Annotated in this window: 17 protein-coding genes; 3 read left to right on the forward strand and 14 right to left on the reverse strand. The window is 72.3% G+C overall.

Going from position 1 to position 16,430, the window contains the following annotated elements:
* Positions 1-190: 190 nt before the first annotated feature.
* Positions 191-970: a VOC family protein gene (locus Cs7R123_RS29380; RefSeq protein WP_212831197.1), complete on the forward strand. Its 780-nt coding sequence runs from the start codon at positions 191-193 to the stop codon at positions 968-970.
* A 108-nt stretch (positions 971-1,078) separates the two neighbouring features.
* On the opposite strand, the gene Cs7R123_RS29385 is transcribed toward Cs7R123_RS29380, so the two are convergent.
* From Cs7R123_RS29385 to Cs7R123_RS29400, 4 genes are all read right to left on the reverse strand, one after another.
* Positions 1,079-1,366 carry a 4a-hydroxytetrahydrobiopterin dehydratase gene (locus Cs7R123_RS29385; RefSeq protein WP_212831199.1) on the reverse strand — a complete coding sequence of 96 codons (288 nt, stop codon included), beginning with the start codon at positions 1,364-1,366 and terminating at the stop codon, positions 1,079-1,081.
* 101 nt (positions 1,367-1,467) lie between these two features.
* Positions 1,468-2,220 carry a YebC/PmpR family DNA-binding transcriptional regulator gene (locus Cs7R123_RS29390; RefSeq protein ID WP_212831201.1) on the reverse strand — a complete coding sequence of 251 codons (753 nt, stop codon included), beginning with the start codon at positions 2,218-2,220 and terminating at the stop codon, positions 1,468-1,470.
* A 41-nt stretch (positions 2,221-2,261) separates the two neighbouring features.
* Positions 2,262-2,891 (reverse strand): pyridoxal 5'-phosphate synthase glutaminase subunit PdxT, encoded by a 630-nt coding sequence (gene pdxT / locus Cs7R123_RS29395; RefSeq protein WP_212831202.1) that lies wholly within the window; start codon positions 2,889-2,891, stop codon positions 2,262-2,264.
* Positions 2,892-2,907: 16 nt separating this feature from the next.
* Complete coding sequence (locus tag Cs7R123_RS29400) at positions 2,908-4,332, reverse strand: PLP-dependent aspartate aminotransferase family protein (protein WP_244872218.1); 1,425 nt, start codon at positions 4,330-4,332, stop codon at positions 2,908-2,910.
* A 60-nt stretch (positions 4,333-4,392) separates the two neighbouring features.
* Between Cs7R123_RS29400 and Cs7R123_RS29405 the strand changes: the two genes are divergently transcribed.
* Positions 4,393-4,863 (forward strand): Lrp/AsnC family transcriptional regulator, encoded by a 471-nt coding sequence (locus tag Cs7R123_RS29405; protein WP_212831204.1) that lies wholly within the window; start codon positions 4,393-4,395, stop codon positions 4,861-4,863.
* Between the two features lie 143 nt (positions 4,864-5,006).
* Here the strand turns inward: Cs7R123_RS29405 and pdxS are convergent, their stop codons facing one another.
* The 5 genes from pdxS to pgsA form a co-directional block, all read right to left on the reverse strand.
* On the reverse strand, positions 5,007-5,915 hold the full coding sequence (pdxS, locus tag Cs7R123_RS29410) for a pyridoxal 5'-phosphate synthase lyase subunit PdxS (RefSeq protein WP_212831205.1): 909 nt from the start codon (positions 5,913-5,915) through the stop codon (positions 5,007-5,009).
* Positions 5,916-6,075: 160 nt separating this feature from the next.
* Positions 6,076-6,564, reverse strand: a complete 489-nt coding sequence (locus Cs7R123_RS29415; protein WP_212831206.1) for a hypothetical protein — start codon at positions 6,562-6,564, stop codon at positions 6,076-6,078.
* Between the two features lie 44 nt (positions 6,565-6,608).
* A complete protein-coding gene (locus Cs7R123_RS29420) occupies positions 6,609-7,763 on the reverse strand; it encodes a glycosyltransferase family 4 protein (RefSeq protein WP_212831207.1) in 1,155 nt (384 codons plus the stop codon).
* A gap of 1 nt (position 7,764) precedes the next feature.
* A complete protein-coding gene (locus tag Cs7R123_RS29425) occupies positions 7,765-8,661 on the reverse strand; it encodes a phosphatidylinositol mannoside acyltransferase (protein ID WP_212831209.1) in 897 nt (298 codons plus the stop codon).
* A complete protein-coding gene (pgsA, locus tag Cs7R123_RS29430) occupies positions 8,658-9,293 on the reverse strand; it encodes a phosphatidylinositol phosphate synthase (RefSeq protein ID WP_212831211.1) in 636 nt (211 codons plus the stop codon). The genes Cs7R123_RS29425 and pgsA overlap by 4 nt, the downstream gene beginning before the upstream one ends.
* Before the next feature lie 138 nt (positions 9,294-9,431).
* On the opposite strand from pgsA, the gene Cs7R123_RS29435 reads away from it, so the two are divergent.
* The gene (locus Cs7R123_RS29435) at positions 9,432-11,591 is read left to right on the forward strand and encodes an elongation factor G-like protein EF-G2 (protein WP_212831212.1); all 2,160 of its coding nucleotides are present in this window, start codon (positions 9,432-9,434) and stop codon (positions 11,589-11,591) included.
* A 51-nt stretch (positions 11,592-11,642) separates the two neighbouring features.
* Here Cs7R123_RS29435 and Cs7R123_RS29440 read toward each other — a convergent pair whose 3' ends face one another.
* The 5 genes from Cs7R123_RS29440 to thrS form a co-directional block, all read right to left on the reverse strand.
* On the reverse strand, positions 11,643-12,440 hold the full coding sequence (locus Cs7R123_RS29440) for a polysaccharide deacetylase family protein (RefSeq protein ID WP_212831214.1): 798 nt from the start codon (positions 12,438-12,440) through the stop codon (positions 11,643-11,645).
* A gap of 155 nt (positions 12,441-12,595) precedes the next feature.
* The gene (locus Cs7R123_RS29445) at positions 12,596-13,309 is read right to left on the reverse strand and encodes a VOC family protein (protein ID WP_212831216.1); all 714 of its coding nucleotides are present in this window, start codon (positions 13,307-13,309) and stop codon (positions 12,596-12,598) included.
* 36 nt (positions 13,310-13,345) lie between these two features.
* Positions 13,346-13,846 (reverse strand): HIT domain-containing protein, encoded by a 501-nt coding sequence (locus tag Cs7R123_RS29450; RefSeq protein ID WP_212831218.1) that lies wholly within the window; start codon positions 13,844-13,846, stop codon positions 13,346-13,348.
* A complete protein-coding gene (locus tag Cs7R123_RS29455; RefSeq protein ID WP_212831219.1) occupies positions 13,843-14,313 on the reverse strand; it encodes a GNAT family N-acetyltransferase in 471 nt (156 codons plus the stop codon). Before Cs7R123_RS29455 ends, Cs7R123_RS29450 begins: the two co-directional genes overlap by 4 nt.
* Positions 14,310-16,358 (reverse strand): threonine--tRNA ligase, encoded by a 2,049-nt coding sequence (gene thrS, locus Cs7R123_RS29460; RefSeq protein WP_212831221.1) that lies wholly within the window; start codon positions 16,356-16,358, stop codon positions 14,310-14,312. The genes Cs7R123_RS29455 and thrS overlap by 4 nt, the downstream gene beginning before the upstream one ends.
* Positions 16,359-16,430 lie beyond the last annotated feature (72 nt).

The following is a 16,430-nucleotide window of genomic DNA, read 5'->3' on the forward strand; positions in this document are numbered from 1 at the left end:
GTCGCTCGAACGGGTGACAGCCGGACTCACCCGGACGGGTCCGCACCGCCCCCACCAGCACCGTCCTATCGACACGGCGACGGTGCCGGATTCGTCAGGTTAAGACCGATTCGCGTGCCACCATCGGGGTGTCGGGCCGAGCATGGTGCGGACGAGCACCGCCGGCCCGCCATCGCGGAGGGAGTTGTTGATGGCCAACGCATTCGGCGTCCCCACCTGGGTAGATCTGAGCACCACCGATCTCAAGGCGGCGACCGAGTTCTACACCGATCTGTTCGGCTGGGAGGCGGAGGTGTCGCCCGAGCCCGAAGCGGGCGGATACACCACCTTCCGCCTGGACGGCAAGGCCGTCGCGGGCGCGGGCCCGATCGAGGGCGGCGAGCACCAGCCGTCGCTGTGGACCACGTACGTCGAGGTCCACGACGCGGAGCAGACCGCGCACCAGGTCGCCGAGGCGGGCGGCAACGTGCTGCTGGCGCCGTTCGACGTGCTCGGGCACGGGAAGATGGCCGTCTTCCTCGACCCGGCGGGCGCGATGTTCGCCGTGTGGCAGCCCGGCACCAGCGGCGGGGGCCAGGTCTTCCGCGTGCCGGGGGCGCTGGCCTGGAACGAGCTGACCACCCGCGATCCCGAGAGTGCGAAGGAGTTCTACGGCGGCGTCTTCGGCTGGGATGCCGACGACATGCCGTTCGGGTCGGCGACCTACACGGAATGGCAGGTCGCCGGGCGTCCGATCGCGGGCATGATGCCGATGGACGGCCCGCAGTGGCCCGACGACCTGCCGTCGCACTGGATGGCGTACTTCCACGTCGCCGACACCGACGCCGCCGTGCAGCGGGTCCGCGACCTCGGCGGCGCGGTGTGCGTGCCGCCGACCGACATCCCGCCGGGCCGCTTCGCCGTCTGCGAGGACCCCCAGGGCGGCGTCTTCGCCCTGATCAGGGTCACCCCCGCCCGCCTCTCCGCGTAACCGCCCGCCCCAAGATCGGCCAAGTTGCCTGGCAGTCGGGCGTATCGGCAGGCCCGATACCGACGATTGCCAGGCAACTTGCGTGATCTGGGTGGGGTGCGCGGCGGGTCAGGCGGCGAGGATGGAGTCGATCTCGGCGGCCAGGCGCAGGTCGAGGTCGGTTACTCCGCCGCAGGCATGGGTGGCGCAGTGGAACATCAGCGTCTGATAGCGGATGTCGATGTCGGGATGGTGGTTCATCCGCTCGGCGAGCTCACCGATGCGCGCGACGGCGTCCAGCGCCGCGGCGAAGCTGGGCAGATTCACGGTACGGGAGATCTCGTGCACGTCGCCCGTCCAGCCATGCAGGCCGGTCAGCCCCCGCTCCAGCTCACCCGGATTCAACAGTTCGACCATACGAACCATGATGTCCGAGATTCGGCGCCGCACATGCTGATCGGGGGCACTTCGTCCCGCTATGTGGCGAGAAGTGCCCCCGATCGGAGAAGCGAGGGGGATCAGCCCTCGATCTTCTCCATGATCTCGTCGGAGATGTCGAAGTTGGCCCACACGTTCTGCACGTCGTCGCAGTCGTCGAGCACGTCGATCAGCTTGAGCACCTTGCGGGCGCCCTCCTCCTCCAGCGGCACCTGCATGCTGGGGACGAAGGTGGACTCGGCCGACTCGTAGTCGATGCCCGCACCCTGCAGCGCGGTCCGGACGCCGACCAGGTCGGTGGCCTCGCTGATGACCTCGAACGCCTCGCCCAGGTCGTTGCACTCCTCGGCGCCGGCGTCGAGCACCGCGCCCAGCACGTCGTCCTCGGACAGGCCGTTCTTCGGCACGATGACCTGGCCCTTGCGCGAGAACATGTACGCCACCGAGCCCGCGTCGGCGAGGCTGCCGCCGTTGCGGGTCAGCGCCACGCGCACCTCGGTCGCGGCGCGGTTGCGGTTGTCGGTCAGGCACTCGATCAGGATCGCCACGCCGTTGGGGCCGTAGCCCTCGTACATGATGGTCTGCCAGTCGGCGCCGCCGGCCTCCAGGCCCGAACCGCGCTTGACCGCCCGGTCGATGTTGTCGTTCGGGACGGAGCTCTTCTTGGCCTTCTGGATCGCGTCGTAGAGGGTCGGGTTACCCGTCGGGTCACCACCGCCGGTGCGCGCCGCCACCTCGATGTTCTTGATGAGGCGGGCGAACAGCTTGCCCCGCTTGGCGTCGATTGCCGCCTTCTTGTGCTTGGTAGTCGCCCACTTTGAGTGGCCGGACATACGATCCTCCGTCAGCGCGAGATGAAGCGTCCCCTGGCCGGTCAGGAGACCCGGGCACGCACCATGTCCACGAACAGGCGGTGCACCCGCAGGTCCCCGGTCAGCTCCGGGTGGAACGAGGTTGCCAGCAGGTTGCCCTGCCGGACCGCGACCATCCTACCGGTGGCCGGACCCGACTCCACCCGGCCCAGGACCTCCACGTCGGGGCCGACCGACTCGACCCACGGCGCGCGGATGAAGATCGCGTGCAGCGGGTCGCCCTCCAGGCCCTCGATCACCACCGGCGCCTCGAACGAGTCGACCTGGCGGCCGAACGCGTTGCGGCGGACCGTCATGCCGATGCCACCGAAGGTCTTCTGGTCGGGGCGGCCGTCCAGCACCTCGTCGGCGAGCATGATCATGCCGGCGCACGAGCCGTACGCCGGCATGCCGTGGGCCAGGCGCTCGCGGATCGGCTCGTACACCTCGAACGCGACCGCCAGCTTGCTCATGGTGGTGGACTCCCCGCCCGGGACGACCAGCGCGTCGATGCTCGCGACCTCTTCGGGCCGGCGCACCGGGCGGCCGATCACGTCGCACTCGGCCAGCGCGGCCAGGTGCTCGCGCACGTCGCCCTGCAGCGCCAGCACGCCGATGACGAGATCAGACACGGGTCCTCCTAGAAAGATCATCCACTGTATTCCGAGTCTATGCCGCGACCGGCAGTCCCTCCGGCGCGGCCTGCGCCGACGTGTCCCGCACCGCCCAGCCCGGCGCGACCGCAGCCCGCTCGGCGAAGCCTGCGACCGGCTCGGCGAAGCCCCCGACCGGCTCAGCGAAGCCCCCGACCGGCTCAGCCGAGGCCGGGACCGGCCCGGCGAAGGCCTCGACCGGGTCGGTGAAGGCCGGGACCGGCTGCGGGGCGGCGGGGACAGGCGTCGCGGCCGGGACGGCGACGGTGACGCGCGCGGCGGCGGTCAGGGCCTGGGCCAGGTCGGCCCACAGGTCCTCCGGGTCCTCCAGGCCCACCGACATGCGCAGCAGGCTCGGCGTGATGCCGCCGGTGGCCTTGCCCGCCTCGTCGACCAGCCGGTGGGTCAGCAGCGCCGGGTGCTCGATGAGCGTGTCGACCGAGCCCAGGCTCACCGCCGGGGTGATCAGCTTCAGGTGGGAGACCACCGCGGCCGCGTCGTCGGCGGTCTCGAACGCGATCATCGCGCCGGGACCGCGCATCTGGCGGCCGACCAGCCCGCGCGGGTCGTTGCCGGGCAGGCCCGGGTAGTGCACCTTGGCCACGCCCCGGTGCACGGCCAGCCGCACCGCGAGCATCGCCGCGCTCGCCTGGGCGGCGCGCACCCGCAGCGGCAGCGTGGCCAGGCCGCGGTGCAGCAGGTAGCCGCCCAGCGGGTGCAGCACCGCGCCGGTCAGGATGCGCACCTGGCGCAGCGCGGCGGCGCGCTCCTGCGAGCAGGCGACCACGCCGCCGAGCACGTCGCCGTGCCCGCCGAGGTACTTCGTGCCCGAGTGCACCACGTACGCCGCGCCGAGCCGGGCGGGGTTCTGCAGCACCGGGGTGGCGAACGTGTTGTCGACCAGCAGCGGGACGTCCCCGGCCTGGATGGCGACGGTGGCGATGTCGACCAGGCTCAGCGTCGGGTTGCCCGGCGTCTCCACGATCACCAGGCCGGTGTCGGGGCGCAGCGCGGTGCCGACCTCGTCCTGGTCGACCCAGGTGACGGTCAGGCCGAGCAGGCCGGTGGCGAGCAGGTGGTCGGTGCCGCCGTAGAGGGGGCGTACGGCCACGACGTGGCGCTTGCCGGTGAGCACGCACGCGGCCTGGAGCACGGCGGTGATCGCGGCCATGCCCGAGGAGAACGACACCGCGGTCTCGGTGCCCTCCAGGTCGGCCAGCGCCTGCTCGAACCGGGCCGTGGTCGGGTTGTAGAGGCGCTGGTAGACCGGGGTGGCGGCGGTGGCCGCGCCCTCGGCGAAGGCGCCCAGCGCGGCGCCCGCCGCGACCTGGTCGTGCATCGGGTACGTGGTGGAGAAGTCCAGCGGCAGCGCGTGGACGCCGAGCTCGGCGAGGTCGGCGCGGCCCGCGTGCACGGCACGGGTATCGGCGGCGTACGTCATGGCGCAGATCATGGGGAGTTCTTCGGCACAGCTCAACAAGGTCTGAATATCATTCGGCGTATGGCCGAGAACGTCGCACTCGATACGGTGGACCTGGCGATTCTGCGCGCGTTGCAGAACGATGCGCGGATCTCGAACAAGGACCTGGCCGCGAAGGTGAACGTGGCCGCCTCGACCTGCCTGGAGCGGGTGCGCTCGCTCCAGCGGCGCGGGGTGCTGGTGGGTTTCCACGCCGAGGCGGACCCGGCGGCGCTGGGGCGGCCGCTCCAGGCGTACATCGCGGTGCGGGTGCGCCCCCACAACCGCGACGTGGTGGAGCCCTTCATCCGGTTCGCCCTGGACCTGCCCGAGACCCTGGCCCTGTCCCACATCGCCGGCCCGGACGACTTCCTGGTCCACGTGGCCGTCCGCGACGCCGCCCACCTCCAGCGCCTGATCCTCGACGGCTTCACCTCCCGCCGCGAGGTCGCCCACCTCCAGACCCAGCTCATCTTCGACCACGTCAAGAAGTGGGACATCACCGTCCCGTAACCCCCAAGATCGCGCAAGTTGCCGGGCAATAGCGGGTATTCGGGTCCATGATTCGGCCGATTGCCCGGCAACTTGGCTGGTCTTGAACGGGGACGGCCGCCGACCCCGGGAGGGGGCGGCGGCCGTCGCGCGCACAGGTCAGCTCACCAGCCGCGCTCGGCGAGGCGGTGGGGCTGGGGGATCTCGTCGACGTTGATGCCGACCATGGCCTCGCCCAGACCGCGCGAGACCTTGGCGAGCACGTCCGGGTCGTCGTAGAAGGTGGTGGCCTTCACGATCGCCTCGGCCCGCTGGGCCGGGTTGCCGGACTTGAAGATGCCGGAGCCGACGAAGACGCCCTCGGCGCCAAGCTGCATCATCATGGCGGCGTCGGCCGGGGTGGCGATGCCGCCCGCGGTGAACAGCACCACCGGCAGCTTGCCGGTCTCGGCGACCTCCTTGACCAGCTCGTACGGCGCCTGGAGCTCCTTGGCCGCGACGTAGAGCTCGTCCTCGGGCAGCGTGGTGAGGCGCTTGATCTCGGCACGGATCTTGCGCATGTGGGTGGTGGCGTTGGAGACGTCGCCGGTGCCGGCCTCACCCTTCGAGCGGATCATGGCCGCGCCCTCGGTGATGCGCCGCAGCGCCTCGCCCAGGTTGGTCGCGCCGCAGACGAAGGGCACCGTGAACTGCCACTTGTCGATGTGGTTGGCGTAGTCGGCCGGGGTCAGCACCTCGGACTCGTCGACGTAGTCGACGCCGAGCGCCTGGAGCACCTGGGCCTCGACGAAGTGGCCGATGCGGGCCTTGGCCATGACCGGGATCGAGACGGCGGCGATGATGCCGTCGATCATGTCCGGGTCGCTCATCCGGGAGACGCCGCCCTGGGCGCGGATGTCGGCGGGCACGCGCTCCAGCGCCATGACGGCGACGGCGCCCGCGTCCTCGGCGATCTTCGCCTGCTCCGGCGTGACGACGTCCATGATCACGCCGCCCTTGAGCATCTCGGCCATGCCGCGCTTGACGCGGGCGGTGCCGGTGACCGGTACGTTCGAAGACTCGGTTGCAGACATGGTGTCGCGGCTCTCCTCGCGGACGGGGAAGGGACTTAACGGGCCTGTCAGACAAAGCCCTGCACGATCCATCGTACGTGCGGCCGGGCAGGCCACCCGACGGCCAATCACACCCCTGTGGCCCGCCCTGTGACCGCTGTCACAGCAGTGACCTGGCGTTCTAGACCGCGATGAGGGTCGGGTCGTCGATGTCGAAGTACGCCGGGCGCGGGTGCTTGCGGTTGAGCCGCAGCAGCCGCACCAGGGGGCGGCCGCGCACCGCCAGCGCCGCCCGGACCAGGTCGGTGTGCATCTGGCGGGCCAGCGCGACCCGGCGGCTGGCCGCCACCACGGCGGCCCCGTCGGGCGTCGCCGGGTCCAGCGCCTGCTTGCGCAGCATCCGGGTCAGGTCGTTCTCGGCCGCCTCGCGGTCGTCGTCGCGGGCGTCCAGCGCGGCGCGGGCCGCGGCGTACAGGTCGGCGGCGTCGGGCTCACCGGGCGCGGCCTCGGCCAGCACCGCCGCGGCGGCGGCCCGGCGCACCAGCTGGGAGTCCAGCGCCCGCCCGGCCGAGGCGGCACGGGCGTGCAGCCGGTCGACCCGGCCCGCGACCCAGGTGACGTACGACGCACCCACGACCACGAAGGCCACCACGCCGATCACCCAACCCATGCCGGGCATCGTAGTGGGAGCGCGTCACGGTTCGGCGTCCCCGGCTACCAGTCGGCGGGCGGTTCGGCCCCCTGGACCGTCTCGCCGCAGGCCTCGATGGCCGAGTTGTACACCTCCAGCACCCGCGCGGCGACCACCGGCCAGTCGTACCCGGAGATCACCTTCGTGGCGTGCTCGACCAGGGCCTCGCGGCGCGGCCGGTCGTCCAGCAGCGACGTGATCGTCGCGGCCAGCGCGGCGGAGTCGCCGTTGGGGAACAGCGCCCCGGCCCGGCCGCCGTCCAGCACCCGCCGGAACGCGTCCAGGTCGGTGGCGACCACCGGGGCGCCCGCCGCCATCGCCTCGGTGAGGATCATGCCGAACGACTCGCCGCCGGTGTTGGGCGCGATGTACAGGTCGACGCTGCGCAGCATCCGCGCCTTGTCCTGCTCCGACACCTTGCCCAGGAACGTGGTGCGCCGCGCGATCACGTCCGGCAGGCCTAGGTCGGCCACGTCGCCCGGCCCGGCCAGCAGCAGCCGCAGCCCGGGACGCTGCGGCATCAGCTCCTCCAGCGCCTTGGCCAGCACGTCGAAGCCCTTGCGCGGCTCGGTGAACCGGCCCAGGAAGCCGACGGTGCCGCCGTGACCCGGCCCGCACTCCCCCGGCCAGCCGTCCAGCGGCAGCGCCCCCGCGAACTGGGCCACCGAGACCCCGTTGGGGATCTCCACCGCGCCGCCGTCGAGGTGCTCGACCTGGACCCGGCGGGCCAGCTCGCTGACCGCGATGCGGCCGGTGATCCGCTCCAGCACCACCTGGAGCACGCCCTGCACCGCGGCCAGGGCCCGCGAGCGGGTGATCGCGGTGTGGAAGGTGGCCACGACCGGGCCGCGCGCCGACATCACCGCCAGCATGGACAGGCTCGGGGCCAGCGGTTCGTGCACGTGCAGCACGTCGAAGTCACCGTTATGCAGCCAGCGCCGCACCCGGGCGGCCGACAGCGGGCCGAAGTTCAGCCGGGCCACCGAGCCGTTGTACGGCACCGGCACCGCCCGCCCGGCGGCCACCACGTACGGCGGGAGCGGCTGGTCGTCGTCGGCCGGGGCGAGCACGCTCACCTCGTGGCCCATCGAGATCAGCGTCTCGGCGAGGTCCCGGATGTGGAACTGCACGCCGCCCGGCACGTCCAGCGAGTACGGGCAGACGATTCCGATCCGCACGTCACTCCTTGGGGTCGGGGGTGCCCGGCTCGGACAGCCACAGCTTCTGCAGCATGTGCCAGTCTGCCGGGTTGGCTGCGATGCCGCGGGCCAGCCCGTCGGCGACCTGCTGCGTCAGCAGGCGCACGCGCACGTCGAGGGGGGCGCCCGGATCGGGCAGGGGCAGCGGGCCGGTCACCCGGCCGCAGGGGGCGTCGGGTTCGTACCACATGTCGACGACGAACAGGGGTGCGCCGGTGCGCAGCGCCAGCAGGGCCGGACCGGCCGGCATCCGGGTGCGGCCGCCGAAGAACTCCACCTCGACGCCGCGCGCCGACAGGTCCCGGTCGGCCAGCAGCGGCACGATGTGCGCCTGGCCGAGACGCTCGGCCAGCAGGTCGACCGGCGAGCCGCTGCCGCCGGTGGTCGGGATGATGCTCATGCCCAGGCCCTCGCGGAACTCCAGGAACCGCTGGTAGAGGCCTTCGGGGCGGAGCCGCTCGGCGACGGTGGTCAGCGGCAGGCCGTGCGCGGTGACCATCGCCCCGGCCGCGTCCCAGTTGCCCGCGTGCGGCAGTGCCACGATGGCGCCCGTGCCCGCCTCGTGCGCATCGGCGAGCTTGTGGAAGTCGTGCAGCCGGAACCCGTCGCGCAGCTGCGCGGGGCTCTGCGACGGCAGGCGGAAGGCTTCGAGCCAGTAGCGGGCGTACGAGCGCATCGCGGCGCGCAGCAGCTCCGGCGGGACCGGGCCGCCCAGCACGATGCCCAGGTTGCGCTCCAGCCGCTGTACCCCCGGACCGCGCTTGTTCGCGGCCCGGTCGGCCCCGGCCCGGAACAGGGCCGAGGCGGCCCGGTGCGGCATCGCCCGGACCAGCCGCCAGCCCCCGGCGTAGCTCAGGTCGACCAGGCGGTCCTTCACGCGGCGTCACCGCCGGCGGTGCGGACCTGCTCCAGCTTGTACACGTGCCACATGCGCTGCCAGATCGTGTAGATCGAGCCCGCCGCGAGCAGCCACAGCGAGGCGGGCAGCCCCCAGCTCAGCCCGGCGACCGAGGTCAGCAGGGCGCCCACGCCGATGGTGATCAGGCGCTCGGCCCGCTCGACCAGGCCGACGTTGCAGGACATGCCCAGGCCCTCGGCGCGGGCCTTGACGTACGACACGACCTGCCCGGCGACCAGGCAGATCAGCGCCGCGACCAGGGTCGGCCGGTCGTCGATCGCGGCGAACCACCAGATCAGGCCGGCGAAGACCGCCCCGTCGGCGACGCGGTCCATGGTCGAGTCGAGCAGTGCGCCGTACCGGCTGGCGCTGCCGCGCTGGCGGGCCATGGACCCGTCCATCACGTCGGTCAGGGCGCACAGCGTGATCACGATGGTCGCGGCCAGGAAGTGGCCGTGCGCGACGAGCGTGAACGAACCCGCCAGCACGCCCGCGGTGCCCAGCACCGTGACCGCGTTGGGGCTGACGCCCATGCGCAGCAGGGCCCGGCTGAGGGGGTCGAGCAGCCTGGCGGTGCCCGCCTTGCCGACCACGCTGAAGATCTTCGCCATGATGGCGCTAACGATAGCGGTGTGGTCCACCCGCGCCGACATCGGCGACACGGGCATGCCAGGGTTGTGGCCGAACGCCCGAGATGGGTGTGGAATCGGAAACAATGCAGTAACCGAACATGGACTGGAGGCTGCGGCATGGCGCGCGGTGACAAGGAGAAGGTCTCGCAGGCTCCGGCGCAGGTCGCGCAGCAGCCCGGGGAGGTCCGCAACGTCGTCCTGGTCGGCCACGCGGGCAGCGGCAAGACCACCCTGGTGGAGGCGCTGCTGGCGGCGACCGCGACGATCAGCCGGGCGGGCAGCGTCACCGAGGGTACGACCGTGAGCGACCACGACCCGGCCGCGGTGAAGCAGCAGCGCTCGGTCGCCCTGGCCTGCGCCCCGCTCAGCCACGACGGCGTGAAGATCAACCTGCTGGACACGCCCGGCTACGCCGACTTCGTCGGGGAGCTGCGCGCGGGCCTGCGGGCCGCCGACGCCGCCCTGTTCGTGGTGTGCGCCGCCGACGGCATGGACGCCGCCACCGCCGCCCTGTGGGACGAGTGCGCCGCCGTCGGCATGCCCCGCGCCGTGGCGATCAGCCGCCTGGACCACCCGCGCGCCGACTTCGACGAGGCGCTGGCCCTGTGCCAGCGAGTCTTCGGCGAGGAGATCCAGCCGCTGTACCTGCCCATGCACGGCGACGACGGCCAGTCGGTGGAGGGCCTGATCGGCCTGATCAGCCAGCGGGTGTACGACTACTCCGGCGGCTACCCGCCCCAGGTGCGCGAGCCCGACCCGCAGCACCTGCCCGCCATCGAGGAGTCCCGCGGCGAGCTGCTGGAAGGCATCATCGCCGAGAGCGAGGACGAGACCCTGATGGACCGGTACCTCGCCGGCGAGGACATCGACCCGCAGGTGATCGTCGACGACCTGGAGAAGGCCGTCGCCCGGGGCCACTTCCACCCGGTGGTGCCGGTCTGCGCCGCCACCGGCGTGGGCCTGGACGCGCTGCTGGAGCTGCTCACCCGCGCCTTCCCGACGCCGCTGGAGCACCCGCTGCCCGCCGTCACCGGCGTCGACGGCTCGCCGCGCGACGAGCTGGAGTGCGACCCGGCCGGCCCGCTGGTGGCCGAGGTCGTCAAGACCACCGTCGACCCGTACGTGGGCCGCGTCAGCCTGGTCCGGGTCTTCTCCGGCACACTGCGCCCGGACACCCCGGTGCACATCAGCGGGCACGGCCTGGCCGAGCGCGGCCACCCCGACCACGACGCCGACGAGCGGATCACCCACATCTACTCGCCGCTCGGCTCGGCCCTGCGCGAGGTGCCGCTGTGCGTGGCGGGCGACATCTGCGCGATCACGAAGTCGAGCGCGGCCGAGACCGGCGACACCATCTCGGGCAAGGACAGGCCGCTGCTGGTGGCGCCGTGGCGGATGCCCGAGCCGCTGCTGCCGGTCGCGGTGGTGCCCAAGACCCGCTCCGACGAGGACGCGCTGGCCAAGAACCTGGCCAAGCTCGTGGCGGGCGACCCGACGCTGCGGCTGGAGCGCAACCCGGAGACGCACCAGCTGGTGCTGTGGTGCATGGGCGAGGCCCACGCCGACGTGGTCCTCGACCGGCTGCGGACCGGCGGCGTCGAGCTGTCCACCGAACCGGCGAAGGTCGCCCTGCGCGAGGCGTTCGGCGCCGCCGCCAGCGGCAGCGGCCGCCACGTCAAGCAGTCCGGCGGGCACGGGCAGTACGCGGTGTGCGCGATCGAGCTGGAGCCGCTGCCGCGCGGCGCCGGGATCGAGTTCGTCGACAAGATCGTGGGCGGGGCGATCCCGCACAACTACATCCCCAGCGTCGAGAAGGGCGTACGCGCCCAGGCCGAGCGCGGCATCGTCGCCGGCTACCCGGTGGTCGACTTCCGGGTGACCCTGGTCGACGGCAAGGCGCACAGCGTCGACTCGTCCGACGCGGCGTTCCAGACGGCGGGCAGCATGGCGCTCAAGGACGCGGCGGAGAAGGCGCAGATCGCGCTGCTGGAGCCGGTCGACGAGGTGGTGATCACGGTGCCGGACACGGCGGTCGGCGCGGTGATGAGCGACCTGTCCGGGCGGCGCGGCCGCGTGCTGGGGTCGGAGTCGGACCCGGCGGGCGGCGAGCGTACCCAGATCCGGGCCGAGGTGCCCGCGCTGGAGTTGCAGCGGTACCTGGTGGACCTGCGGTCGATGACGGCTGGGGCGGGGACGTTCACGCGGGAGTTCACCCGCTACGAGCCCATGCCCGGCCACCTGGCCGACCAGGCCCGCAAGGAGCACACCACCCGCTGACCCCGGCCCGGGGCGGCGCCGCCCGGCCGGTCTGCGGCCGGGCGGCACGGCTCACGTGGCCGCGTGCTGGGCCGCCGCCGCGCGCAGGGCGGAGACGGTGACCAGGCGCAGGCCGCGGTCGCGCAGCCCGGTGATGATCTCGGCGAGGTGATCGATGGTCACCAGGCGATCCCGGTCGCCCACGTCATGGGCCAGGATGATCGCCCCGGGCCGGGCTGCCGCGGCCGTGTCGGCCGCGATCCCGCCCGGATCGGCCCTGAACACGTCCTCGCGCATCCGCTGCGACCACATCACCACGTCGTAGCCGAGCTCCTCGGCCACCGTGAGCGTGGTCCCGCCCAGGTGCCCCCACGGCGGGCGCATCAGCGTGGGCTCGCGGCCGACCACGTCGGCGATCGCGTCGTGGCAGCGGCGCAGCTGGTCGCGTACGCCCTTGTCGTCGCGCTGGGCGAGATCCTTGTGGGCCCAGGTGTGGTTGCCGACCTCGTGGCGGGCGTACCGGTCGCGGACGAGGGCGGCGTTGCGCCGCAGCCGCTCGCCGACGACGAAGAACGTGGCCGGGGCGTCGAGCCGGTCGAGGGTGTCCAGGACCCGGGGCGTCCAGTCGGGTTCCGGGCCGTCGTCGAAGGTCAGCGCGACGAGCGGCTGCTCGGTGTGCACGTGCCACAGCACGTCGACCGTGCCCCGCTCGTGCCAGCCAAGCTCGTTGCCGGCGGGCGCGTACCCGCCGTCGATGGGCAGGCGGTCCGGTCCGAACCACTCACGTCCGCGCAGCACCCCGAGCGTGGCGGCGGCACCGCCGAGCGCGGCCAGCCCGCCTCGCACCAGCCCGCGGCGCGACACCCCCATACCGCCGATGCTCCCCTGCTCCGCCGACCGGCGGCCCCCGATTCCCATGTTGATCAGAGGGTTTCCCCCGGGTCAAGGGTTGCAGGCCGGCCGAGTGACCTGGCACACGTGCGCGCGGCCGCGCCGCCGGCGCCCGGGTGCCAGGCCGCTTCGACTCACCAGACGAGGCAGAACGGGTGGCCGGCCGGGTCGGCGTACACCCGGAAGTTATCGCCGCCGCCGGGCAGGCGGACGGCGCCGAGAGCCAGGGCCTTCGGCTCGGCGGCCTCGATGTCGGCGACCTCGACGTCCAGGTGCAGCTGCTGCGGGTGGGCCGGGTCCGGCCAGCGCGGCGCCTGGTAGCCCTCGACCTGCTGGAAGATGACCGGAAGCTTGCCCTCGGCGCTGATCATGGCGCCGACGCCCTCGCCCTCCCAGGTCACCGGCAGCCCGAGCAGCTCGCCGTAGAAGCGGGCCAGCTCGCCCGCGGCGGGGCAGTCCAGCGCCACGTCGGCGATGGTGGTGCCGCCGTCGGGGTCGCCCTGGCACAGGCAGAACGGGTGCCCGGCCGGGTCGGCCAGCACGGTGTAGGTGTCGCCGCCGCCGGGCAGCCGGGTCGCGCCCAGCGCGACGGCCCGCTCGACCGCCGCGGCCAGGTCGGGCACCCGCAGGTCGAGGTGGAGCTGCTGCGGGTGGGCCTGGTCGGGCCACTGCGGCCGCACGTGGTCGTCGGCGCGCTGGAAGCCCAGCCGGGTGCCGTCGGCAGCCTGAAGCGAGACCCAGTGTTCGTCGGCGTACTTCTCGGCCAGGTCGGCCAGGGACGCGTAGAACGCGCTGAGCCCCTTGATGTCGGGAGTGTCGAGTACGACGCTGTACAGGGTGCCAATCATGGCAGCCATCCTTCCCGACGGGTACGACAAAGTCCGTCAGCTGGGCCAGGCCGCCAGGAGCAGGTCGCGGGTGTCGGTGAGCAGCTGCGGCAGCGCCTTGGTCCGCCCGACCACGGGCAGGAAGTTGTTGTCGCCGCCCCAGCGCGGCACCACGTGCTGGTGCAGGTGGGCCGCGATCCCGGCCCCGGCCGCGCCGCCCTGGTTGAGGCCGATGTTGAACCCGTGCGCGTTGGAGACCTTGCGCACCACCCGCATCGCCGTCTTGGTGAACTCGGCCAGCTCGGCCGTCTCGGCCGCGTCGAGCTCCGGGTAGTCGTCGATGTGCCGGTACGGGCAGATCAGCAGGTGCCCGGGGTTGTACGGGAACCGGTTGAGCACCGCGTACACCGCCTCGCCCCGGGCCACGACCAGCCCGTCCGGGTCGGTCTGCGGCGCGACGCAGAACGGGCAGCCGTCAGGCCGGGGGCCGCCGCTGACGTACGCCATCCGCCACGGGGTCCACAGCCGCTCCAGGCCGTCGGGGTCGGCGGTGCTCATGCGGCGGCCTGCCGGGGGGCGATCGTCGGGATCACCGGCCGGGTGTCGAGCTCCATCCAGCGCTCGGGCCGGGCCATCGGCGCGAAGCCGACCTTGGCGTAGACCCCGTGCGCGTCGGCGGTGGCCAGGATGATCCGGCGTACGCCCAGCGCCTGCAACTCGTCGCGGATCACCGTGACCGCCCAGTGCGACAGCCCGATGCCACGGTGCGCGGTGTCGATGAACACGTCGCACAACCACGCGAAGGTGGCCCCGTCGGTGACCACCCGGAACACGCCCACCTGCGCGCCGGACGGGGCGTACAGGCCGTACACCGTGGAACCGGCCAGCGAGCGCTCCATGACCTCGCGGTCGCGGCCGGAGGTCCAGTACGCCTCGCGCAGCAGCCACTGCTCGACGGCGTCGAGGTCGAGCCGGGCCGGGTCCGTGTCCAGCACGTACCCGGCCTCGTGCGCGCGCGTGCTCACGCCGCGCCGCCCGCCTCGACAGACTCCGCGACACCGGCCGAGGGACCGGAGTTGGTCCGCGACCGGACCACCTCGACCACGTGCGCGACCGCCTCGTCCAGGCTCACGCCGTTGCGCTGCGAGCCGTCGCGGTAGCGGAAGGACACGGTGCCGTCGGCCAGGTCCTGGTCGCCGACGATCGCCATGAACGGGATCTTCTGCTGCTGGGCGTTGCGGATCTTCTTCTGCATCCGGTCGTCGGAGGCGTCGACCTCGGCCCGGATGCCCTCCTTGCGCAGGCGGGAGACGAAGTCGAACAGGAACGCGGTGTGCCCGGCCTCGTCGTCGGAGCGGATCGGGATGCCGACCACCTGCACCGGCGCCAGCCACGCCGGGAAGGCGCCCGCGTAGTGCTCGGTGAGCACGCCGATGAACCGCTCGATCGAGCCGAACTTGGCGCAGTGGATCATCACGGGCTGCTGGCGGGTGCCGTCGGCGGCCTGGTACTCCAGCTCGAAGCCGCGCGGCTGGTTGAAGTCGTACTGGATGGTCGACATCTGCCAGGTGCGGCCGATCGCGTCCTTGGCCTGCACCGAGATCTTCGGGCCGTAGAAGGCCGCGCCGCCCGGGTCCGGCACCAGCTGGAGGCCGGTCTCGACCGCGCACTGCTCCAGCACCGCGGTCGCGGTCGCCCAGTCCTCCTCCGAGCCGACGAACTTCTCCGGCTTGGAGTCGTCGCGGGTGGACAGCTCCAGGTAGAAGTCGGTGATGCCGAAGTCCTTGAGCAGGCCGAGCACGAAGTCCAGCAGGTGCTTGATCTCGGCGGCCGCCTGCTCCTTCGTCACGTACGAGTGCGAGTCGTCCTGGGTGAAGCCGCGCACCCGGGTCAGGCCGTGGATCACACCCGACTTCTCGAACCGGTACACCGACCCGAACTCGAACAGCCGGATCGGCAGCTCGCGGTAGGACCGGCCGCGCGAGCGGTAGATCAGGTTGTGCATCGGGCAGTTCATGGCCTTGAGGTAGTAGTCGCTGCCCTCCATGTCCATCGGCGGGAACATGGTCTCCTTGTAGTAGGGCAGGTGACCCGAGGTGTGGAAGAGGCCTTCCTTGGTGATGTGCGGCGTCCCGACGTACTGGAAGCCCTCCTCGATGTGGCGCGCGCGGACGTAGTCCTCCATCTCGCGCTTGATCACACCGCCCTTGGGGTGGAAGACGGCCAGGCCCGAGCCGATCTCGTCGGGGAAGCTGAACAGGTCCAGGTCGGTGCCGAGCTTGCGGTGGTCGCGGCGGGCCGCCTCCTCCAGCAGCTTCAGGTAGTCCTTGAGCTGGTCGCGGGTCGGCCACGCGGTGCCGTAGACCCGCTGGAGCTGCGGGTTCTTCTCCGACCCGCGCCAGTAGGCCGCGGCCGAGCGCATCAGCTTGAACGCGCCGATCAGCCGGGTGCTGGGCAGGTGCGGGCCGCGGCACAGGTCGCCCCAGCAGCGGTCGCCGGTCTTGGCGTCGAGGTTGTCGTAGATGGTCAGCTCGCCGCCGCCGACCTCCATCACGTCGTCGCCGGCGTCGCCCTTGATGTCGACCAGTTCGAGCTTGAACGGCTCGTCCTTCAGCTCGGCCTTGGCCTGCTCGAGCGTGTCGAACCGCCGGCGCTGGAAGCGCTGGCCCGACTTGACGATCTCCTGCATCCGCTTCTCGATCTTGTCCAGGTCGTCCGGGTGGAACGGCTTGGGCACGGAGAAGTCGTAGTAGAAACCGTTGTCGATCGGCGGGCCGATGCCGAGCTTCGCCTCCGGGAAGATGTCCTGCACCGCCTGGGCCAGCACGTGCGCGGTCGAGTGGCGCAGCACGTTGAGGCCGTCGGGGGTGTCGATGGCGACCGGCTCGACCGCCGTCTCCACCGACGGGGTCCAGTCGAGGTCGCGCAGGCGGCCCTCCGGGTCGCGGACCACGACGACCGCCTTGGCGCCGGTGACCGGCAGGCCCGCGGCGGCGACCGCATCGGCGCACGTCGTCCCGGCCGCGACGACGACGGGGTCGACGGCTGGCGGGCTCTTCGGTGCACTCACGGTGTTCTCCTCAGGGTGTGGCCTCAGCGGTTTGTCCGGCTCCGGCCATGCTATCGGGCGTACTGATCATGC

The sequence above is a fragment of the Catellatospora sp. TT07R-123 genome, from assembly GCF_018327705.1.
GTDB lineage: Bacteria > Actinomycetota > Actinomycetes > Mycobacteriales > Micromonosporaceae > Catellatospora.